Below are 22,028 nucleotides of genomic sequence, written 5' to 3'. Positions count from 1 at the left end.
ACGCACGAACCGAAACGGCGACGACGGCGACGGCAGCGACGACAGGGTCACGACAGGCCGAGCTCGTTGTCGAGCATGTCGAACATCTCGCTGTCCGAGACCGAGTCAAGGTCGAGCTCCGTATCGCCGGGATCACCGGAATCACGCGAGAGCGCCGCCCATTTCGTCTTCAGAACGTCCAGGCGCGCCGCGACCTGCCGGTGCGCCTCGGGGTCGACGGCCATCCCGCTGAACGCCCTCTCCAGCTTCGCGAGTTCGGCGAGGAGCGCCGCGGACCCCGTCTGCTCGGTCAGGCCGAGCCGGTCGAGCAGATGGTCGACGAGGGCGAGCGAGGTGGGGTGGTCGAACACCAGGCTGACCGGCAGGCGCAGCCCGGTGGCGTCGGTCAACCGGTTGCGCAGCTCGACGGCGGTGAGCGAGTCGAAGCCCAGCTCCTTGAACGCCCGGTCCGGCTCGACGGAGCCGGTTCCGCTGTGCCCGAGTACAGCCGCCACCTGGCCCCGTACGAGATCCAGGAGCACCTCGGCGCGCTCGGCGGCGCCGAGGGCGGTCAGCCCGTGCACCAGGGTGTCCGGCTCCTGGCGCCCGCTCGCGGCCGTCCGGCGTCTTCCGGCGGGCACCAGCCCTCTCAGCAGCGGCGGAACCTCCTCACGCGCCCGCAACGCCGACAGGTCGAACCTGACCGGCACCAGCACCGGGCGGTCCACACCTCCGGCGGCGTCGAACAGTCGCAGTCCCTGCTCCACCGACAGCGGACGGATGCCCACCCGCGCCATCCGCCGCCGGTCGGTGTCGGCGAGGGCGCCGGTCATTCCGCCGGTCGCCCCGGCGTCCCGCGCCCAGGGACCCCAGGCCAGCGACAACGCGGCGAGCCCGGCGGCCCGGCGGTGGTGGGCCAGTCCGTCGAGGAAGGCGTTGGCCGCGGCGTAGTTGCCCTGCCCCGCGCCGCCGGCCACGCCGGCCATCGACGAGAAGAGCACGAACGCGGCGAGATCCACCCCCTGGGTGAGCTCGTGCAGATGCCAGGCGGCACCCGCCTTGGGCCACAGCGCGGTGTCCATCCGCTCGGGGCGCAGGGAGGGAATCGTCGCGTCGTCCAGCACCCCCGCCGCGTGGACGACCGCCGTCAGCGGATGCTCGGCGGGTACGCCTGCCAGCAGGTCCGCGAGCGCGCCCCGATCGGAGACGTCACACGCGGCGACGACGACCTCGGCGCCGCGGGCGGCCAGCTCGGCCCGCAACTCGGGGGCGCCGGGCGCCTCCAGACCTCGGCGGCCGGCCAGCAGCAGCCGCCGCACTCCGTGCTCGCCCACCAGGTGCCGCGCCACCTCGGCGCCGAGGCCACCCGTGCCGCCGGTGATCAAAACCGTGCCCTCGGGATCCCATCGCCGTACGCCGTCCCCGTCCATGGCGGCCGGCACCAGGCGCGCCGCTCTCAGCACCCCGTCACGCACCGCGACCTGCGGCTCGCCGGAGGCCAGGACGGCCCGCATCAGCGCCGCCGAAGGCTCCAGCGGCTCGTCGAGATCGACGAGCACGAACCGGCCCGGATTCTCCGCCTGCGCGGCGCGGACCAGTCCCCACACGGCGGCCCCCGGCAGGTCGGTCACCCGGTCGTCCTCGTGGACGGCGACCGCGCCACACGTCATCACCACGAGGGTGCTGTCACCGAGCCGCTCCTCCGCGAGCCAGCGCTGCAGAAGGCCGAGCACGCGAGCGGTGGACCCGCGGGTCGCGGTGATGACGTCAGCGGGGTCGGTGGGCTCGGCGGGGTCGGCGGGGTCGGCGGCGAGGAACACGGCCGCGGCACGCGGCGGGGCACCCGGCGTGACGAGATCCCCGGGATCCGCCGTCACGTCCAGCGACACCACCTCCGCCTCCGATTCCTGGTCGCCGGCGGGCGTCTGGGGCAGAGGCGTCCACTCCAGCCGGAACAGTCCGTCCCCCGATGTCCGGTGCCCGCCGGCGACCAGGCCGCCGGGCGACGCCGGACGCGACACCAGCGACTCGGCGGTGAGCACGGGCGCTCCCACCGTGTCCACCGCGCTCACCGACACCGTGTCCTCGCCGGTTCTGGTCACGCGCACGCGCAGCGTCGTCGCGCCGGCCGCGTGCAGGTGCACGCCGCCCCACGCGAACGGCAGGCGCCCCGCCTCGGGCTCGGCGGACTCCAGGAACGGCACCGCGTGCAGGGCGGCGTCCAGCAGCGCCGGGTGCACGCCGTACGAGCCGGCGTCGCCGGCCTGCTCGGGCAGGGCGATCTCCGCGAACACCTCGTCGTCACGCCGCCAGGCAGCGCGCAACCCCCGGAAGAGCGGGCCGTAGACGAACCCGCCCTCGGCGAACCGCTCGTAGAGGCCGTCCAGTTCGACGGCGGACGCTCCCTTCGGTGGCCACACCTCGGTGTCGAAGACCTCGGCCGGAGCCGCGCCCTCGCGTCCGCCGCCGGAGAGCACACCGGTCGCGTACCGTGTCCACGGCTCGTCGTCGGCGGCGCCCGCGGGCCGCGCGTAGACGCCGAGCTCACGGTGGTCCGACGCGTCGGGCGCGCCCACCGACACCTGTAGGTCCATCGCCTCCCCCTCGCCGAACACGAGCGGGGCGGCCATGGTGAGTTCCTCCACCCGGTCGCAGCCGACCTGGTCCCCTGCCCGGACGGCGAGTTCCAGCAGTGCCGCGCCGGGCAGGATCACCATCCCGCCGACGGCGTGGTCGGCGAGCCACGGGTGTGATCGCGGTGAGAGGCGGCCGGTGAGCACGACCCCCTCCGACCCCGCGAGCCGCACCGCGGCCCCCAGCAGCGGGTGCGCCGCCGCCGCGAGCCCGAGATCCCTGATGTCCCCGACCCGCCGCCCACTCGGCCAGAACCACTGATGCCTGAAGGCGTACGTCGGCAGGTCGACCCGGCGGGCGTCGCCGAACGCGGCCCCGAACACGGCCGGCCAGTCCACCGCGAGCCCGTGCGTGTGCAGCGTCGCCACCGCGGTCATGATCGCGTCCTGCTCGCCGCGGTCACCGCGCAGCGCCGGTACCAGCACCGCGGCCTCGTCCTGGACGGTGTCCTCGGCCATCGCGGTCAGCACCCCGTCGGGTCCCAGTTCGAGGTACGCGCTGACCCCGCGCCGCCGCAGCGTCTCCACGCCGTCGGCGAACCTGACCTCGCGCCGCACCTGCTCCACCCAGTGGTCCGGTGAGCACAGCTCCTCCGCCGACGCGAGCTCGCCCGTCACGGTCGAGACCACCGGGATCCGCGGTGCCGCGAAGTCCAGCCCCTCGGCCACCCCGCGGAACTCCGCCAGCATCGGCTCCATCAGCGGCGAGTGGAACGCGTGGCTCACCCTCAGCCGCCTCGTCCTGCGTCCCCTCCTCTCCAGCAGGTCGGAGATCCGGACGACCGCGTCCTCGGCACCGGCGATCACCACCGAGGCGGGACCGTTCACCGCGGCGACGGAGACCTCGTCCTCGCACCCGGCGAGAAGCGGCAGCACCTCACGCTCGGGGGCCTGTACGGCGATCATCGCGCCGCCCTCCGGCAGCGCCTGCATCAGCCGGGCACGTGCCGCCACCAGCCGGCACGCGTCCGCAGGCGAGAGCACGCCCGCCACGTGCGCGGCCGCGATCTCCCCGATCGAGTGCCCCACCAGGAAGTCCGGCTTGACGCCCCAGGACTCCACCAGCCGGAACAGCGCCACCTCCAGGGCGAACAGCGCGGGCTGGGTGTATCCGGTCCGGTTCAGCGACTCGGTGTCGCCGCCGAACATCACCTCGCGCAGCGGGCGGTCCAGCTCGGGGTCCAGGTGTGCGAGCAAGGCGTCGAGGGCGTCGGCGAACACCGGGAACCGCTCGTACAGCTCCCTGCCCATTCCGGCCCGCTGGGCGCCCTGTCCGGTGAACAGCAGCGCGAGCCTGCCCGGCCGCGCGCCACGTCCCCTCACCGTTCCCGGCGCCGGGCGCCCGTCGGCCACCGCCGCCAGGCCCGCGAGCAACCCGTCCCGGTCGCCGGCCAGTACCACCGCCCGGTGCTCGAACGCGGAACGGCCCGTCGCCAGCGAGAAGCCGATGTCCGCACAGGAGACGTCCGGATCGTCCTGGACCCGCGACAGCAGGCGTGCCGCCTGCGCCCGCAACGCGTCATCCGTCTTCCCCGACACCGGCACCGGCACCGGCACGACGTCCGGCGCCTGGCCGGTCGGGACGCCTGACGACGATCCGTTCAGTGATCCGTCCGACGCCCCGTTCAGCGATCCGTTCTGCGGTCCGTTCAGCGACCTGCCCGGTGAGCCGTTCGGCGAGCGGCGTCCGGCCGTCGCGTCCGCGGACGGCGGCGCCTCCTCCAGGATGACGTGCGCGTTGGTCCCGCTGATGCCGAACGACGACACCCCGGCCCGGCGCGGCCATCCGCCCCCCGGCCACGGGCGGTGCTCGGTCAGCAGTTCCACCGCCCCCTGCTCCCAGTCCACGTGCGACGAGGGCGCGTCCACGTGCAGCGTGCCCGGCAGCACTTCGTGGCGCATCGCCATCACCATCTTGATCACACCGGCGACGCCCGCCGCCGCCTGGGTGTGCCCGATGTTCGACTTGATCGAGCCCAGCAGCAGCGGCCGGTCCGCCGGCCTGTCCTGCCCGTAGGTGGCGAGCAGCGCCTGCGCCTCGATCGGGTCGCCCAGGCTCGTCCCCGTTCCGTGGCCCTCCACCACGTCCACGTCCACCGTGGCCAGTCCGGCGCCGGCCAGTGCCTGGCGGATCACCCGCTGCTGTGAGGGGCCGTTCGGCGCGGTCAACCCGTTGGAGGCGCCGTCCTGGTTCACCGCGGAACCGCGGACGACGGCCAGCACCTGGTGGCCGTTGCGCCGCGCGTCGGACAGGCGCTCCAGCACCAGCGTCCCGACGCCCTCGGACCAGCCGACACCGTCGGCGGCCTCGGAGAAGGACTTGCACCGCCCGTCGGCGGCGAGCCCGTCCTGAGCGCTGAAGTCGATGAACGCCCCAGGAGTCGCCATCACCGTCACACCACCGACCAGTGCGAGCGAGCACTCACCGCCGCGCAGCGCCTGCGCCGCCAGGTGCAACGCCACCAGCGAGGAGGAACACGCGGTGTCCACCGTCATCGCCGGCCCCTCCAGACCGAGGATGTAGGACAGCCGTCCGGACAGCACGCTGCCGGCCGTACCGGTGCCCATGAAGCTCACCACGTCCGGCGGGAACTCCGCGCTCGTCGCGTAGTCGTGGTACATCACCCCGGCGAACACACCCGTGTGACTGCCGCGCAGCGAGAGCGGGTCGATCCCGGCCCGCTCGACCGCCTCCCAGGCCACCTCAAGAAGGAGCCGCTGCTGCGGGTCCATCGCGAGCGCCTCACGGGGCGAGATCCCGAAGAAACCGGGGTCGAACTCCCCCGCGTCGTGCAGGAAGCCGCCCTCGCGGACGTAGCTGGTGCCCCGGCGTTCGCGGCCGGGGTCGTACAGCGACTCCAGATCCCAGCCACGAGAGGTCGGGAACGCCGAGATCGCGTCCCCACCCTCCTCGACCAGCCGCCACAGCTCCTCGGGAGAGGTCACCCCACCCGGGTAGCGGCATGCCATCGACACGATCACCACGGGGTCGTCGCCGACCGGTTTGACCGGTCGCGCGACCACGCGCCCGCTCACCGGGGCGCCGAGGTCACCCGGCAGTTCCGCCAGGAGGTACTCCGTCAGCGCCGTGACGTTCGGGTAGTCGAACACGAGCGTCGCGGGCAGCCTCAGCCCGGTGTCGGCGGCCAGCCTGTTGCGCACCTCGACGGCCGTCAGCGAGTCGAAGCCCATGCTCTGGAAACTGCCCAGCGGCTCGATCGAGTCGCCGTCCGCGTGGCCCAGCGCCCGCGCCACCTGGCCCCGCACCAGCTCCAGCAGGACGGCCATCCGCTCGCCCTCCCCGAGCGGCGCGAGGCGTTCCACGAGCGTGGCCGCCACCTCGGTCGTGGCCTGCCTGCGGGCCTGCGCCCTGACCAGCCCTCGCAGCGAGAACGGGACGTCCCCGCCGGTGCGGAACGCCGACAGATCCAGACGTACGGGCAGCAGGGCCGGCTCTTCGCCCGTGACCGTCACGTCGAACAGCGCCAGCCCCTGCTCAGGGGAGAGCGGAAGCGTCCCGCGCCTGGCGAGCCTGCCCATCTCGGCCTCGCTCAGGGCGCCGGTCATGCCACTCGCCTGGTCCCACGGCCCCCAGCCCAGCGAGACCGCCGGTAGCCCCTCGGCCCGGCGGTGCCGGGCGAGCGCGTCCAGGAAGGCGTTCGCCGCCGCGTAGTTGGCCTGCCCCGCCGTCCCGAACGTCCCGGCCACCGACGAGAACAGGACGAAGCCCGCCAGATTCTCGTCCCTGGTCAGCTCGTGGAGATGCCAGGCCGCGTCCACCTTGGGGCGGAACACCTTCTCCAGGCTCCGCGACGTCAGCGTGCCGATCACGCCGTCGTCCAGCACGCCCGCGGCGTGCACCACCGCGGTCAGCGGGTGTTCGGCGGGTATCCCGGCCAGCAGGGCGGCGACGGCGTCACGGTCCGCCAGGTCGCATGCCACGACGTTCGTCCGGGCGCCGAGTCCGGCGAGCTCCGCCACCAGTTCCTCGACGCCCTCCGCCCGGTCACCGCGACGGCTCGCCAGCGTCAGGTGGCCGACGCCGTGCTCGGTCACCAGGTGGCGGGCCAGCATGCCACCCAGGCCGCCGGTGCCGCCGGTGATCAGCACCGTGCCCTCCGGATCCCAGGTCATACCGACCGGGTCGGCGGGCGGGAAGACGCGGGTCAGCCGACCGGCCAGCACGGCACCGTCCCTGATCACCAGTTGCGGCTCGACGGCGGCCAGGGCCGACGGCAGTGCCGCGATCGACGTCGCCGGCACCCCCCTCGGGTCGTGGGCGTCGCCGTCCCGGAGGTCGAGGTCGATCAGCGCGAACCGGCCCGGATGCTCGGCCTCGGCGGCACGCACGAGCCCCCACACCGTCGCCGCCACCACGTCGTCGCCGTCCACCGCGCCCCGGGTGAGGAACACCAACCGCGAATCGGCGAACCGCTCGTCCGCGAGCCAGGAACGCACCAGCTCCAGCACGGACGACGCCAGGCCGTGAGCGGCCGTCGGCACCTCGTCACCCTGGCCCGCCTCCACCGGGACCAGCACCGTACGCGGCACGGAAGCGTCACCGTCGTACGCCCCTACCAGCGACCGCAGATCGGCACCGACCCCGACGGGACCACCCACCGAGGCGGCGAGTGCCTCGGTGAGCCCCCAGCCGTCCGGGCCCACCACTGCCAGGGTGCCCGGCGAGACCGCGGACACCGGCGACGCCGGGGCTGCCTGCGGAACCCAGTCCAGCCTGAACAGGGAGTCCCTTCCGATCGCTCGCGGACCGGCGGCCTGTCCTTCGGAAAGGAGGCGCAGGGACAGCGATCTGATCGAGGCCACCGGACCGTCCACGCCGACGATCGCGATCGACATCGCGTCGGGTCCGGCCCAGGACATCCGCACCCGGACCGTCGACGCCCCCGCCGCGTGCAGGGACACGCCCTCCCACGCGAAGGGCACCTTACGCCGGGCCTCCTCGCTCAGGTCGAGGAGCAGGCATATGTGCAGCACCGCGTCCAGCAGCGCCGGATGCACGCCGAACGCCCCCGCCTCGGCCGCGTCCTGCTCGGGCAGGCTGACTTCGGCGTACATGTCCGAGTCGCCGCGCCAGGCCGAGGTGAGGCCGCGGAAAGCCGGTCCGTAGTCGAAGCCGTCCGCGGCCCGTCCCTCGTAGAAGCCCTCCAACGAGACCGGCGTCGTACCGGCCGGCGGCCACGCGGTCGTGTCGAACGCCGGTGCGGTGTCGGGGACGGTGAGAGACTCGTCGACCGCGAGAAGCCCGTTCGCATGCCGTGTCCAGGGACGCTCCTCCTCGCCTTCCGGCCGCGCGTACACGCTCAACGGCCGCTGTCCCCTCTCGTCGGGTCCGCCCAGCCGTACCTGTACCCGGACGCCGCCCTGTTCGGGCAGGGTCAACGGCGCGGCCAGGGTCAGCTCGTCCACCCGAGCGCAGCCGACCTCGTCACCCGCCCGGATCGCCAGTTCCAGGAACGCCGTCGCAGGCACCACCACCCGGCCCGACACCACGTGATCGGCCAGCCACGGCTGGGAGCGCACCGACAACCGGCCGGTGAGGAGCACCTCGTCGCCCCCCGCCAGCTCGACGGCGGCTCCCAGCAGGGGGTGATCCGGCGCTCCGAGCCCGGCCTCGGTCACATCGCCGACGCGGCCGCGCGAGGGTCCCGGCCAGAAACGCCGACGCTGGAAGGCGTAGGTGGGCAACTCCACCCGGTGGGCGCCGGGGAACGCCGCCCGCCAGTCCACCGGCACCCCGCGTACGTGCAGGGCGGCGAGCGCCATCATGATCGTTTTTTGCTCGTCCTGGCCCCTGCGCAGGGCCGGTACCAGCACGTCCGGATCGGCCGCCGACCTCGCCTCGGCGTCGCGCGCCGGATCCGCGAGCACGTCGGCACCGGTCTCGGCCGCCACGGTGATGGTCTCGTCGGCCATCGCGGTGAGCACGCCGTCGGGGCCGAGTTCCAGGTAGGCGCGTACACCCTGTGCCTGCAGGGTGCGCACGGCGTCGGAGAAGCGGACCGCGCCGCGGACCTGCTCCACCCAGTAGTCCGGCGAACACAGTCGCTCGGCCGTCGCCTGCTCCCCGGTGAGCGTGGACACGATCGGGATCTCCGGCGGGCTGAAGGAGAGCGACCCGGCCACCGCCCGGAAGTCCTCCAGCATCGGGTCCATCAGCGGGGAGTGGAAGGCGTGCGACACCCGCAACCGCTTCGTCCTGATCCCCCGCTCCTCTAGAGTGGCGGCCACCTCCAGCACCGCCTCCTCGACGCCGGAGATCACCACCGAGGACGGGCCGTTCACCGCCGCGACCGACACCTCCTTCTCCCGCCCGGCGAGCAACTCGGCGACCTGCTCCTCGGCGACCTGGACCGCCACCATCGCCCCGCCCGCAGGTAGCGCCTGCATCAACCGCGCCCGCGCCGCCACCAACACGCACGCGTCCGCCAGCGACAACACCCCCGCCACATGAGCCGCCGCGATCTCCCCGACCGAGTGCCCGGCCAGCACGTTCGGACGGATCCCCCACGAGGACACCAGCCGGAACAGCGCCGTCTCCACCGCGAACAGAGCAGGCTGCGCCCACCCGGTCCGATCCAGCACCTCCGCCTCCACCGACCCCGGCTCGGCGAACACCACCTCACGCAACGACCGGCCACCCAACCCTCCGGCCGATCCCCGCTCCACCCCCTCAAGCAGCGGATCCAGCTCCGCGATCACCGCGTCCAACGCCGTCGCGAACACCGGGAACCGGTCGTACAACTCCCGGCCCATCCCGGCCCGCTGGCTGCCCTGACCGGTGAACAACACCGCCAGCTTCAGCTCACTCGCTGCCACCCCGCGCACCACACCCGCACCCGGCAGATCCCCGGCCAGCGCACCCAACCCGGCCAGCACACCCTCACGATCACCGACCACCACCGCCCGATGCTCGAACACCGACCGCGTCGCCACCAGCGAGAACGCCGCATCACCCAGCACCAACCCCGGATCGGCACCCACATACGACGCCAACCGCCCGGCCTGCGCCCGCAACGCCTCCGCCGTACGACCCGACACCACCACCGGAACCACCGGCGATCCCACCGTGACATCCGCCGTCTCGGCATCCGGCGTCCGGTCCCGTACGGGTTCTTCGGCCGTGACCCGCTCGTCCGCCGGCTCCTGTTCGAGGAGCACGTGCGCGTTGGTGCCGCTGATCCCGAACGACGACACCCCGGCCCGACGCGGACGGTCGGTCTCCGGCCACTCCGTCGGCTCGGTCAGCAGCTCGACCGCGCCCGAGGACCAGTCCACATGCGAGGACGGCTCGTCCACGTGCAGCGTCCTGGGCAGTGTTCCGTGCCGCATCGCCATGACCATCTTGATCACACCCGCCACACCAGCCGCCGCCTGCGTGTGACCGATGTTCGACTTGATCGAACCCAGCAGCAGCGGCCGATCCTGCGGCCGATCCTGGCCGTAGGTGGCGAGCAGGGCCTGCGCCTCGATCGGGTCACCCAGCGTCGTGCCCGTACCGTGCGCCTCCACCGCATCCACCTCGGACGCCGACAGCCCCGCACTCGCCAGCGCCTGACGAATCACCCGCTGCTGAGACGGACCGTTCGGCGCCGTCAACCCGTTCGACGCACCATCCTGATTCACCGCAGATCCGCGAACGACCGCGAGCACCCGATGACCGTTGCGCCGAGCATCCGACAACCGCTCCAGCACCAGGATGCCCACGCCCTCGGCCCAGCCCACCCCATCGGCCGACTCCGCGAACGACCGACACCGCCCATCCACCGACAAACCCCGCTGCCGAGCGAACCCGATGAACGTGTTCGGTGTGGCCATCACCGTCACGCCCCCGGCCAGCGCCAGTGAACACTCACCACCGCGTAGCGCCTGCGCGGCCAGGTGCAGCGCCACCAACGACGACGAGCAGGCGGTGTCCACGGTCACCGCCGGACCCTCCAGGCCCAGCGTGTACGACACCCGACCCGACGCCACACTCGGCGCCGTCCCCGTACTTTCGTAACCCTCGACGGCATCACGCTGAGCGATGCCCTCATCGGTCTGGTGCACCCGACCGGCCGCGTTACCCAACGCCAAACCGTAATCGTTGTACATCAAACCGGTGAACACCCCGGTCCGGCTCCCCCGCAACGAGCCCGGCTCGATCCCCGCCCGCTCCACCGCCTCCCACGACGTCTCCAGCAACAACCGCTGCTGCGGGTCCATCGCGAGAGCCTCACGCGGCGAGATCCCGAAGAGACCGGCATCGAACTCATCCGCGTCATGCAAAAACCCGCCATGACGCGTGTACGACGTCCCCACCCGACCAGGATCCGGATCATAGATCCCCTCCAGATCCCACCCCCGATTCGTCGGGAACCCGGTGATCGCGTCGGTCTCCTCCACCACCAGACGCCACAAATCCTCCGGAGAAGACACCCCACCCGGATAACGACACGCCATCCCCACGATCACCACCGGATCGTCGGCCACCGACCGCACCACCGGCGAGAGCACACCCACATCGGCCCGCTCGCCGAGCAACTCACCCAGCAGGAACTCCGCCAGCCCAACCGGAGTCGGGTAGTCGAACACCAGCGTCGCCGGCAGCCTGATCCCCGTCGCCGCGTTCAACCGATTGCGCAACTCCACCGCGGTCAGGCTGTCGAAGCCCAGCTCCCGAAACTCCCGCTTGACATCTACCGTCTCCGGCGAGGTGTGCCCCAGGACCATCGCCACCTGCGCCCGCACCGTGTCCACCATCAACCGCACCCGCTCGGCCTCACCCAACCCGGCCAGCCGTCCCACCAGCGCACCGTCACCGGTCACGACCGACGACACCGCCGATCTGCGCGAGCCGCGCACCAGCCCGCGCAGCAGGTGCGGCACCTCACCACCCGCCCGCACCGCCGCCAGATCCAACCGCACCGGAACCACAGCCGGCCCACCGGAACCGATCGCCGCCTCGAACAACACCACACCCTGCTCCGGCGTGATCGCCGACATCCCCGCACGCGTCAACCGACGCGCCTGAACCTCGTCCAACCCCCCCGTCATCCCCGCGTCCTGCTCCCACGGACCCCACCCCAACGACAACCCCGCCAGCCCCAGCCCGCGCCGATACTCCGCCAACGCGTCCAAGAACGCGTTCGCCGCCGCGTAATTGCCCTGCCCCGCCCCACCGAACGTCCCCGCCACCGACGAGAACACGATGAAATCGGCCAAATCCTCGTCTTGGGTCAGCTCGTGCAGATACCACGCCGCATCCACCTTCGGCCGCAACACCACATCCAACCGCTCCGCCGTCAACGACGGAATCGTCCCGTCATCCAGCACACCCGCAGTGTGGATCACCGCCGTCAACGGATGCGCGGCATCGATCCCGGCCAGCAGCGCCGCCACCTGATCCCGATCGGCCACATCACACGCCGCGACCGTGACCTCGACCCCATGCGCGATCAACTCCGCCCGCAACTCCACCGCACCCGGAGCCTCCAGGCCCCGGCGGCTGGTCAGCAGCAGACGCCGCACCCCACGCTCGGCCACCACATGCCGCGCGAACAAACCCCCCAGACCACCCGTACCACCAGTGATCAACACCGTCCCCTCCGGATCCCAGACCCGATCCTCGCCCAAACCGGAGACGGAACCGGAGCCGGGATCAACACCACGCTCGGAGGCGGGCGTCACCCGCGCCAGGCGCGGCACCCGCACCTCACCCCCGCGCACCGCCACCTGCGGCTCACCCGAGGCCAACACCCCCGCCAACACCGACGACGACAACTCCTCATCGATATCCACCAGCACGAACCGGCCAGGATTCTCCACCTGCGCAGAACGCACCAACCCCCACACCGCCGCAGCCCCCAAATCCGCGACCACCTCACCCTCCCCGGCCGCCACCGCACCCCGCGACACCACCACCAACCGCGAACCCCCACACCGCTCATCAGCCAACCACCCCTGCACCAACCCCAGAACACGAACCGCCAAAGCACGCACCGCCCCCACCACATCCCCATCCCCGTCCGACCCCACCACGACGGTCACCACCTCCGGCACCACCTCCAGCGCCGCCAACTCCGCCACCGATGCCAGGCCCAGGGTCGGTTCAACCTGGTCAGGCCCGGTAACGGCCGCCGACACCTCAGGCGACACCGTCCAGGTCAGCTGGAACAGCGAATCCCGGTGCGGGGCACTACCGGCGGTCGGCTGGTCTCCCACGATCGGGCGCAGCGTCAGTGAGCGCACCGACAGCACCGGCTCCCCGACCACGTCCACCGCGCTCAACGACAGCTCACCATCACCCGTCCACGCCAACCGCACCCGCAGCACCGACGCCCCACCCGCGTGCAGACACACCCCACCCCACGAGAACGGCAACCGCACACCCTCAAAACCATCCAGATCGGCGAAGGCCACCACATGCAACGCCGCGTCCAGCAGCGCCGGGTGCAAGCCGAAACCACCCGCATCGACGACCTGCTCGGGCAGGCCGACCTCGGCGAACACCACACCGTCCGCGTCCCGCCAAGCTCCCCGCACCCCCTGGAACACCGGCCCATACCCCAGCCCGCCCTCGGCCAGCCGCTCGTACAACCCACCCAACTCGACCACCGACGCACCCTTCGGCGGCCACACCCCGACGTCGAACCGCTCCCCGGCCTGGCCGTCGGACGCCAGCACACCGATCGCGTGCCGTACCCAGGCGTCGTGTTCACCGGCCCCCGCAGGCCGAGCATGAACACTCACCCCACGCCGACCCACCCCATCCGCAGCCCCCACCCGCACCTGCACCGCCACCGCATCGTCCTCACCCAGCACCAACGGCGCGGTCAAGGTCAACTCCTCCACCACCCCACACCCAACCTCATCCCCCGCCCGCACCACCAACTCCAAAAACCCCGTACCCGGAAAAATCACCATCCCGCCCACCACATGATCCGCCAACCACGGATGCGACCCCAACGAGACACGACCCGTCAACAACGCCTCATCACTGTCGGCCAACCCCATGACCGCACCCAGCAGCGGATGTCCCGCCACGACCTGTCCGAGACCTTCGGCGTCTCCGGCCCGTCTGCCACTCGGCCAGTACCACTGACGTTGGAAGGCGTACGTCGGCAACTCCACCTTGCGAGCACCGGCGAACAAGGTCGGCCAGCTGACCGGCACCCCGCGTACGTGCAGCCCGGCCAGCGCCGTCACGATCGTCACCTGCTCGTCCTGGCCCCCGCGCAGCGCCGACACCAATACCGGGTCGGAGTCCGAATATCCGTCCATGGTGACGCGACGAGCATCCGGCTCCTCGGCGATCGCCTGAGAGCGGGCCGTCTCCGCCGCGTCGGCGAGCACGGTGAGGGTGTCGGACGCCATCGCGGTGAGCACCCCGTCGGGGCCGAGTTCCAGATACGCCCGAACCCCCTGGCCGTGCAGGGTGCGCACGCCGTCGGCGAAACGAACGGCGCCGCGGACCTGTTCCACCCAGTACTCCGGTGAGCACAGCTGCTCGTCGGTGGCGGGTTCCCCGGTCAGCGTCGACACGATCGGGATCCGTGGCGGGTCGTAGGTGAGCGCCCCCGCCACCGCCCGGAACTCCTCCAGCATCGGGTCCATCAGCGGCGAGTGGAAGGCGTGCGACACCCGCAACCGCTTCGTCCTGATCCCCCGCTCCTCCAGAGTGGCGGACACCTCCAGCACCACCTGCTCAACACCGGAGATCACCACCGAGGACGGGCCGTTCACCGCCGCGACCGACACCTCCTTCTCCCGCCCGGCGAGCAACTCGGCGACCTGCTCCTCGGCGACCTGGACCGCCACCATCGCCCCGCCCGCAGGTAGCGCCTGCATCAACCGCGCCCGCGCCGCCACCAACGCACACGCGTCCTGCAGCGACAACATCCCCGCCACATGAGCCGCTGTGATCTCCCCGACCGAGTGCCCGGCCAGCACATCCGGCCGCACCCCCCACGAGGACACCAGCCGGAACAGCGCCGTCTCCACCGCGAACAGAGCAGGCTGCGCCCACCCCGTCCGATCCAGCAACCCCGCCTCAGCCGACCCCGGCTCGGCGAACACCACCTCACGCAACGACCCCTCAAGCAGCGGATCCAGCTCGGTGATCACCGCGTCCAAGGCTTCGGCGAACACCGGGAACCGGTCATACAACTCCCGGCCCATCCCAGCCCGCTGACTGCCCTGGCCGGTGAACAACACCGCCAGCTTCAGCTCGCCCGCTGCCACCCCGCGCACCACACCCGCACCCGGCAGATCCCCGGCCAGCGCACCCAACCCGGCCAGCACACCCTCACGACCACCGACCACCACCGCCCGATGCTCGAACGCCGACCGCGTCGCCACCAGCGAGAACGCCACATCGGCCAACCCGAGACCGGGCTCACCCTCCAGGAACGACGCCAACCGCCCGGCCTGCGCCCGCAACGCCCCCGCCGTACGACCCGAAACCACCACCGGAACCGTCTCGGCACCCGGCACCTGACCCGCTGTGCGAGCTTCGGCGGTTTCCGGGAGCTCCGGTCCCTGTTCGACGATCACGTGCGCGTTGGTGCCGCTGATCCCGAACGACGACACCGCCGCCCGGCGCGAGCGGTCGGTCTCCGGCCACTCAGTCGGCTCGGTCAGCAGCTCCACCGCACCCGAGGACCAGTCCACATGCGACGAGGGCGCGTCCACGTGCAGCGTCCTGGGTAGCGTCCCGTGCCGCATCGCCATGACCATCTTGATCACGCCCGCGACACCGGCGGCGGCCTGGGTGTGCCCGATGTTCGACTTGATCGAGCCCAGCAGCAGCGGCCGATCCTCCCGCCGATCCTGACCGTAGGTGGCGAGCAGCGCCTGCGCCTCGATCGGGTCACCCAGCGTCGTCCCCGTACCGTGCGCCTCCACCGCGTCCACCTCGGACGCCGACAACCCCGCACTCGCCAGCGCCTGACGAATCACCCGCTGCTGAGACGGACCATTCGGCGCCGTCAACCCGTTCGACGCACCATCCTGATTCACCGCGGAACCACGCACCACCGCCAACACCCGATGACCATTACGCCGAGCATCCGACAACCGCTCCAGCACCAGCATGCCCACGCCCTCGGACCAGCCCGCACCGTCGGCGCTGTCGGAGAACGCCTTGCACCGTCCGTCGGCGGCCAGCCCGCCCTGGGCGCTGAAGTCGATGAACGAGGTCGGCGTGGCCATCACCGTCACGCCACCGGCCAGCGCCAGTGAACACTCACCACCGCGCAGCGCCTGCGCGGCCAGGTGCAGCGCCACCAGCGAGGAGGAGCACGCGGTGTCCACCGTCACCGCCGGCCCTTCCAGGCCGAGCGTGTAGGACAGGCGGCCGGTCGCGACACTACCGGCGCTACCCGTACCGGAGAAGCTCATCGCCTCCGGTGGCAGCTCAACACCGGTCGCGTAGTCGTGGTACATGACCCCGGCGAACACGCCGGTACGGCTGCCACGCAGCGAGAGCGGGTCGATCCCGGCCCGCTCGACCGCCTCCCACGATGTCTCCAGCAGCAACCGCTGCTGCGGGTCCATCGCCAGCGCCTCACGCGGCGAGATCCCGAAGAACCCCGGATCGAACTCCCCGGCCTCGTGCAGGAACCCACCCTCACGCACATAACTGGTCCCCCGGCTCTCCCGATCCGGGTTGTACAACGTCCCGAGATCCCAGCCGCGTGACGTCGGGAACCCGGTGATCGCGTCGGTCTCCTCGACCACCAGACGCCACAGATCCTCCGGAGAAGAAACCCCACCCGGATAACGACACGCCATCCCCACGATCACCACCGGATCGTCGGCCACCGACCGCACCACCGGCGAGAGCACGTCCTCATCGGCCCGCTCGCCGAGCAACTCACCCAGCAGGAAGTCCGCCAGCCCAACCGGAGTCGGGTAGTCGAAGACCAAGGTGGCCGGCAGGCGCAGCCCGGTCGCCGCGTTCAACCGGTTGCGCAGCTCCACCGCGGTCAGGCTGTCGAAGCCCAGCTCAATGAACTCCCGCCGGACGTCCACCGCCTCCGGCGAGGCATGCCCCAGGACCGTCGCCACCTGCGCCCGCACCGTGTCCACCAGCAACCGCACCCGATCGGCCTCACCCAACCCGGCCAGCCGTCCCACCAGCGCACCGTCACCGGTCACGACCGACGACACCGCCGATCTGCGCGAGCCGCGCACCAGCCCGCGCAGCAGGTGCGGAACCTCACCACCCGCCCGCACCGCCGCCAGATCCAACCGCGCGATCACCAGCGCCGGACGATCCGTCGCACGCACCGCGTCGAAGGACGCCAGTCCCTGCTCGGGCGAGAAAGGCGCCATCCCGGAACGCGCCATCCGCCGCAGATCCACCTCATCCAACCCGCCCGTCATCCCGGCGTCCTGCTCCCACGGACCCCACGCCAGCGAACGCCCGGTCAGCCCCAGCCCGCGCCGATGCCCCGCCAACGCGTCCAAGAACGCGTTGCCCGCCGCGTAGTTGCCCTGCCCCGCCCCACCGAACGTCCCCGCCACCGACGAGAACACGATGAAATCGGCCAGATCCTCGTCTTGAGTGAGCTCGTGCAGATGCCAGGCGGCGTCCACCTTCGGCCGCAAGACAGCGTCCAACCGCTCCGCCGTCAGCGACGGGATCGTCCCGTCATCCAGCACACCCGCGGTGTGGATCACCGCTGTCAGCGGATGAGCGGCGTCGATCCCGGCCAGCAGCGCCGCCACCTGATCCCGATCGGCCACATCACACGCCGCGACCGTGACCTCGACCCCGTGCGCGATCAACTCGGCCTGCAACTCCACCGCGCCAGGAGCATCCAACCCCCGACGGCTGGTCAGCAGCAGACGCCGCACCCCACGCTCGGCCACCACATGCCGCGCGAACAAACCCCCCAGACCACCCGTACCACCAGTGATCAACACCGTCCCCTCCGGATCCCAGACCCGATCCTCACCCAGATCAGCGTCAACCCCGGAGCCGGACGACACCGCCCGCACCAGCCGGGCAACCCGCACCTCACCCCCGCGCACCGCCACCTGCGGCTCACCCGAGGCCAACACCCCCGCCAACACCGACGACGACAACTCCTCATCGATATCCACCAGCACGAACCGGCCAGGATTCTCCACCTGCGCAGAACGCACCAACCCCCACACCGCCGCAGCCCCCAAATCCGCGACCACCTCACCCTCCCCGGCCGCCACCGCACCCCGCGACACCACCACCAACCGCGAACCCCCACACCGCTCATCAGCCAACCACCCCTGCACCAACCCCAGAACACGAACCGCCAAAGCACGCACCGCCCCCACCACATCCCCATCCCCGCCCGACCCCACCACGACGGTCACCACCTCCGGCACCACCTCCAGCGCCGCCAACTCCGCCACCGGATCCGATGCCGGGTCCAGGGACAGCTCGGCCGTACGACTGACGGAGCCGGACCCCGAGGAGGTCGCCGTCTCCGGCCTCCGCACCCACTCCTGGTGGAACAGCGCGTCCCGCCCCAGCACCCGACCGTCGGCGAGGGGGAGGTCATCCGTCGAGACCGGGCGCAGCGTCAGTGAGCGCACCGACAGCACCGGCTCCCCGACCACGTCCACCGCGCTCAACGACAGCTCACCATCACCCGTCCACGCCAACCGCACCCGCAGCACCGACGCCCCACCCGCGTGCAGACACACCCCACCCCACGAGAACGGCAACCGCACACCCTCAAAACCATCCAGATCGGCGAAGGCCACCACATGCAACGCCGCGTCCAGCAGCGCCGGGTGCAAGCCGAAACCACCCGCATCGACGACCTGCTCAGGCAGGCCGACCTCGGCGAACACCACACCGTCCGCGTCCCGCCAAGCTCCCCGCACCCCCTGGAACACCGGCCCATACCCCAGCCCACCCTCGGCCAGCCGCTCGTACAACCCACCCAACTCGACCACCGACGCACCCCTCGGCGGCCACACCCCACCCTCGAAAGCCTCGAACCGCTCCCCGGCCTGGCCATCGGACGCCAGCACACCGATCGCGTGCCGTACCCAGGGCTCCTCGTCCCCGGCCTCCGCAGGGCGGGCGTGAATGCTCACCTCACACCGGCCTGACTCATCCGGTGTCCTCACCCATACCTGCACCGCCACCGCGTCTCGTTCGCCGAGCACCAGCGGAGCGGTCAGGGTGAGTTCTTCGACCAGGTCACAGCCGACCTCATCACCCGCCCGCACCGCCAGCTCCAGGAACCCCGTGCCTGGGAAGATCACCGTCCCGCCCACCATGTGATCGGCCAGCCACGGATGCGACGTCAGCGAGACCCGGCCGGTCAGCAACACCCCGTCCGAACCCGCCACTCCCACAGCGGCTCCCAGCAGCGGATGGCTCGCGGCCGCGAGTCCCGCCGCCGTCACGTCTCCCACCTGCGAGCCGACGCCGTCGGGCCAGAACCGTTCGCGCTGGAAGGCGTACGTCGGCAGATCCACTCGGGCGGCCCGAGGAAGTGCCTCCGACCAGTTCACCGGCACCTTGCGCACGTGCAGGGCGGCGAGCGCCATCATGATCGATTTTTGCTCGTCCTGGCCCCTGCGCAGGGCCGGTACCAGCAGCACGTCCGGATCCGCCGCCGACCTCGCCTCCGCGCCGCTCACCGATCCCGCTGACGCAGCCCCGCGCGTCATCCCATCGATGTTCGCGTCGGCGAGCGCGGTGAGGGTGTCGTCGGCCATCGCGGTGAGCACACCATCGGGGCCCAGCTCCAGATATGCCCGCACCCCCTGGCCGTGCAGGGTACGGACGGCGTCGGCGAAGCGGACCGCGCCACGGACCTGCTCCACCCAGTAGTCCGGCGAACACAGCCGCTCGGCCGTCGCCTGCCCCCCGGTGAGCGTGGACACGATCGGGATCTCCGGCGCACCGTAAGTCAGCCCCCCGGCCACCGCCCGGAAGTCCTCCAGCATCGGATCCATCAACGGCGAGTGGAACGCGTGCGACACCCGCAACCGCTTCGTCCGCACCCCCCGCTCCTCCAGGCCGGCGGCCACCTCAAGCACCGCCTCCTCACCCCCGGAGATCACCACCGAGGACGGGCCGTTCACCGCCGCGACCGACACCTCACCCTCACGCCCGGCCAGCAGCTCGGCCACCTGCTCCTCGGCGACCTGGACCGCCACCATCGCCCCACCCCCGGGCAGCGCCTGCATCAACCGCGCCCGACCCGCCACCAACGCACACGCGTCCTGCAACGACAGCACACCAGCCACATGCGCCGCCGCGATCTCCCCGACCGAGTGCCCGGCCAGCACATCGGGCCGGATCCCCCACGAGGACACCAGCCGGAACAACGCCGTCTCCACCGCGAACAACGCAGGCTGCGCCCACCCCGTCCGATCCAGCGCCTCCGCCTCAGCCGACCCCGGCTCGGCGAACACCACCTCACGCAACGACCCCTCAAGCAGCGGCTCGAACTCGGCGAACACCTCGTCCAACGCCTCGGCGAACACCGGGAACCGCTCGTACAGCTCTCGCCCCATCCCGGCCCGCTGGCTGCCCTGACCGGTGAACAGGAACGCGACCTTGCCGCCGCTCCGCACCGAACCGGTCACCACCCCCGGATCCGCCGCCCCCCGAGCCAGCGCCGCCAGGCCCCCCACCAACTCCGCACGCCCGGCACCGACCACCACCGCCCGATGCTCGAACGCCGACCGAACCGTCGCCAGCGACACCCCCACCCCAGCCAATCTCGACCCGGACAAGCCCTCCACGTGCGACAACAACCGCTCCGCCTGCGCCCGCAACGCCACCTCACTACGCCCCGACACCACCCATGCGACAGTCCCGCCGTCGACCTCCTCACCACCGGCGTCCACCGGTTCCTCCACCGGCACCGGAGACTGCTCCAAGATCACATGCGCGTTGGTGCCGCTGATCCCGAACGACGACACCGCGGCCCGGCGCGACCGCTCCACCCGAGGCCACGCCCGTGCCTCGGTCACCAACTCGACCGCGCCCTCGCTCCAGTCCACATGCGAGGACGGCTCGTCCGCGTGCAACGTGCGCGGCACCATGCCCTCGCGCATCGCCATGACCATCTTGATGATTCCCGCCACACCGGCCGCCGTCTGGGTGTGACCGATGTTCGACTTGATCGAACCCAGCAGCAACGGCTCTCCGGTGTCACGGCCCTGTCCGTAGGTGGACATCAGCGCCCGCGCCTCGATGGGATCGCCCAACCGCGTCCCGGTGCCGTGCGCCTCGACCACATCCACCTCGGACGCCGACAGCCCCGCACTCGCCAGCGCCTGACGAATCACCCGCTGCTGAGACGGACCGTTCGGCGCCGTCAACCCGTTCGACGCACCATCCTGATTCACCGCAGATCCGCGAACGACCGCGAGCACCTGGTGGCCGTTGCGCCGAGCATCCGACAACCGCTCCAGCACCAGGATGCCCACGCCCTCGGCCCAGCCCACCCCATCGGCCGACTCCGCGAACGACCGACAACGCCCATCCACCGACAAACCCCGCTGCCGAGCGAACCCGATGAACGTGTTCGGCGTCGACATCACCGTCGCCCCACCCGCCAGCGCCAGCGAACAATCCCCCGACCGCAACGCCTGTGCCGCCAGGTGCACCGCCACCAGCGACGACGAGCAGGCGGTGTCCACCGTCACCGCCGGACCCTCCAGGCCCAGCGTGTACGACACCCGACCCGACGCCACACTCGGCGCCGTCCCGGTGCCCTCGTAACCCTCGACGGCATCACGTTGGCCGAGACCTTCGACCACCTCGCCGACGGCCGCCTGGTGCACCCGGCCGGCCGCGTTACCCAACGCCAGACCGTAGTCGTTGTACATCAAACCGGTGAACACCCCGGTCCGGCTCCCCCGCAACGAGCCCGGCTCGATCCCCGCCCGCTCCACCGCCTCCCACGACACTTCCAACAGCAACCGCTGCTGCGGATCAACCGCCAACGCCTCACGCGGCGACATCCCAAAAAACCCAGGGTCGAACTCATCCGCGTCATGCAAAAACCCGCCATGACGCGTGTACGACGTCCCCACCCGACCAGGATCCGGATCATAGATCCCCTCCAGATCCCACCCCCGATTCGTCGGGAACCCGGTGATCGCGTCGGTCTCCTCCACCACCAGACGCCACAAATCCTCCGGAGAAGACACCCCACCCGGATAACGACACGCCATCCCCACGATCACCACCGGATCGTCGGCCACCGACCGCACCACCGGCGAGAGCACACCCACTTCGGCCCGCTCGGCGTCCACCGAGCCGAACAGCTCCCCGTGCAGGAACTCCGCCACGCCGTACGAGGTCGGGTAGTCGAAGACGAGCGTCGCGGGCAGCGAGAGCCCCGTCGCCGTGGCCAGCTGGTTGCGCAGTTCCACCGCGGCGAGCGAATCCAGCCC

General features: G+C 71.6%; 1 protein-coding gene (cut by a window edge). It reads right to left on the bottom strand.

Annotated features, from left to right (window positions below; translation table 11 throughout):
• Positions 1-47: 47 nt before the first annotated feature.
• Positions 48-22,028 carry the 3' portion of an SDR family NAD(P)-dependent oxidoreductase gene (locus tag ACFY3V_RS36680; protein WP_389779859.1) on the bottom strand. The gene runs 13,659 nt beyond the window's last position, so only the last 21,981 of its 35,640 coding nucleotides appear in the window; its start codon lies beyond the right edge, outside the window; it ends in the stop codon at positions 48-50.

Source organism: Streptosporangium sp. NPDC000095, from assembly GCF_042899335.1.
Taxonomy (GTDB): domain Bacteria; phylum Actinomycetota; class Actinomycetes; order Streptosporangiales; family Streptosporangiaceae; genus Streptosporangium.
Note: the sequence above shows the minus strand (reverse complement) of the source record. Positions and strands in the feature narration are given on the sequence as shown.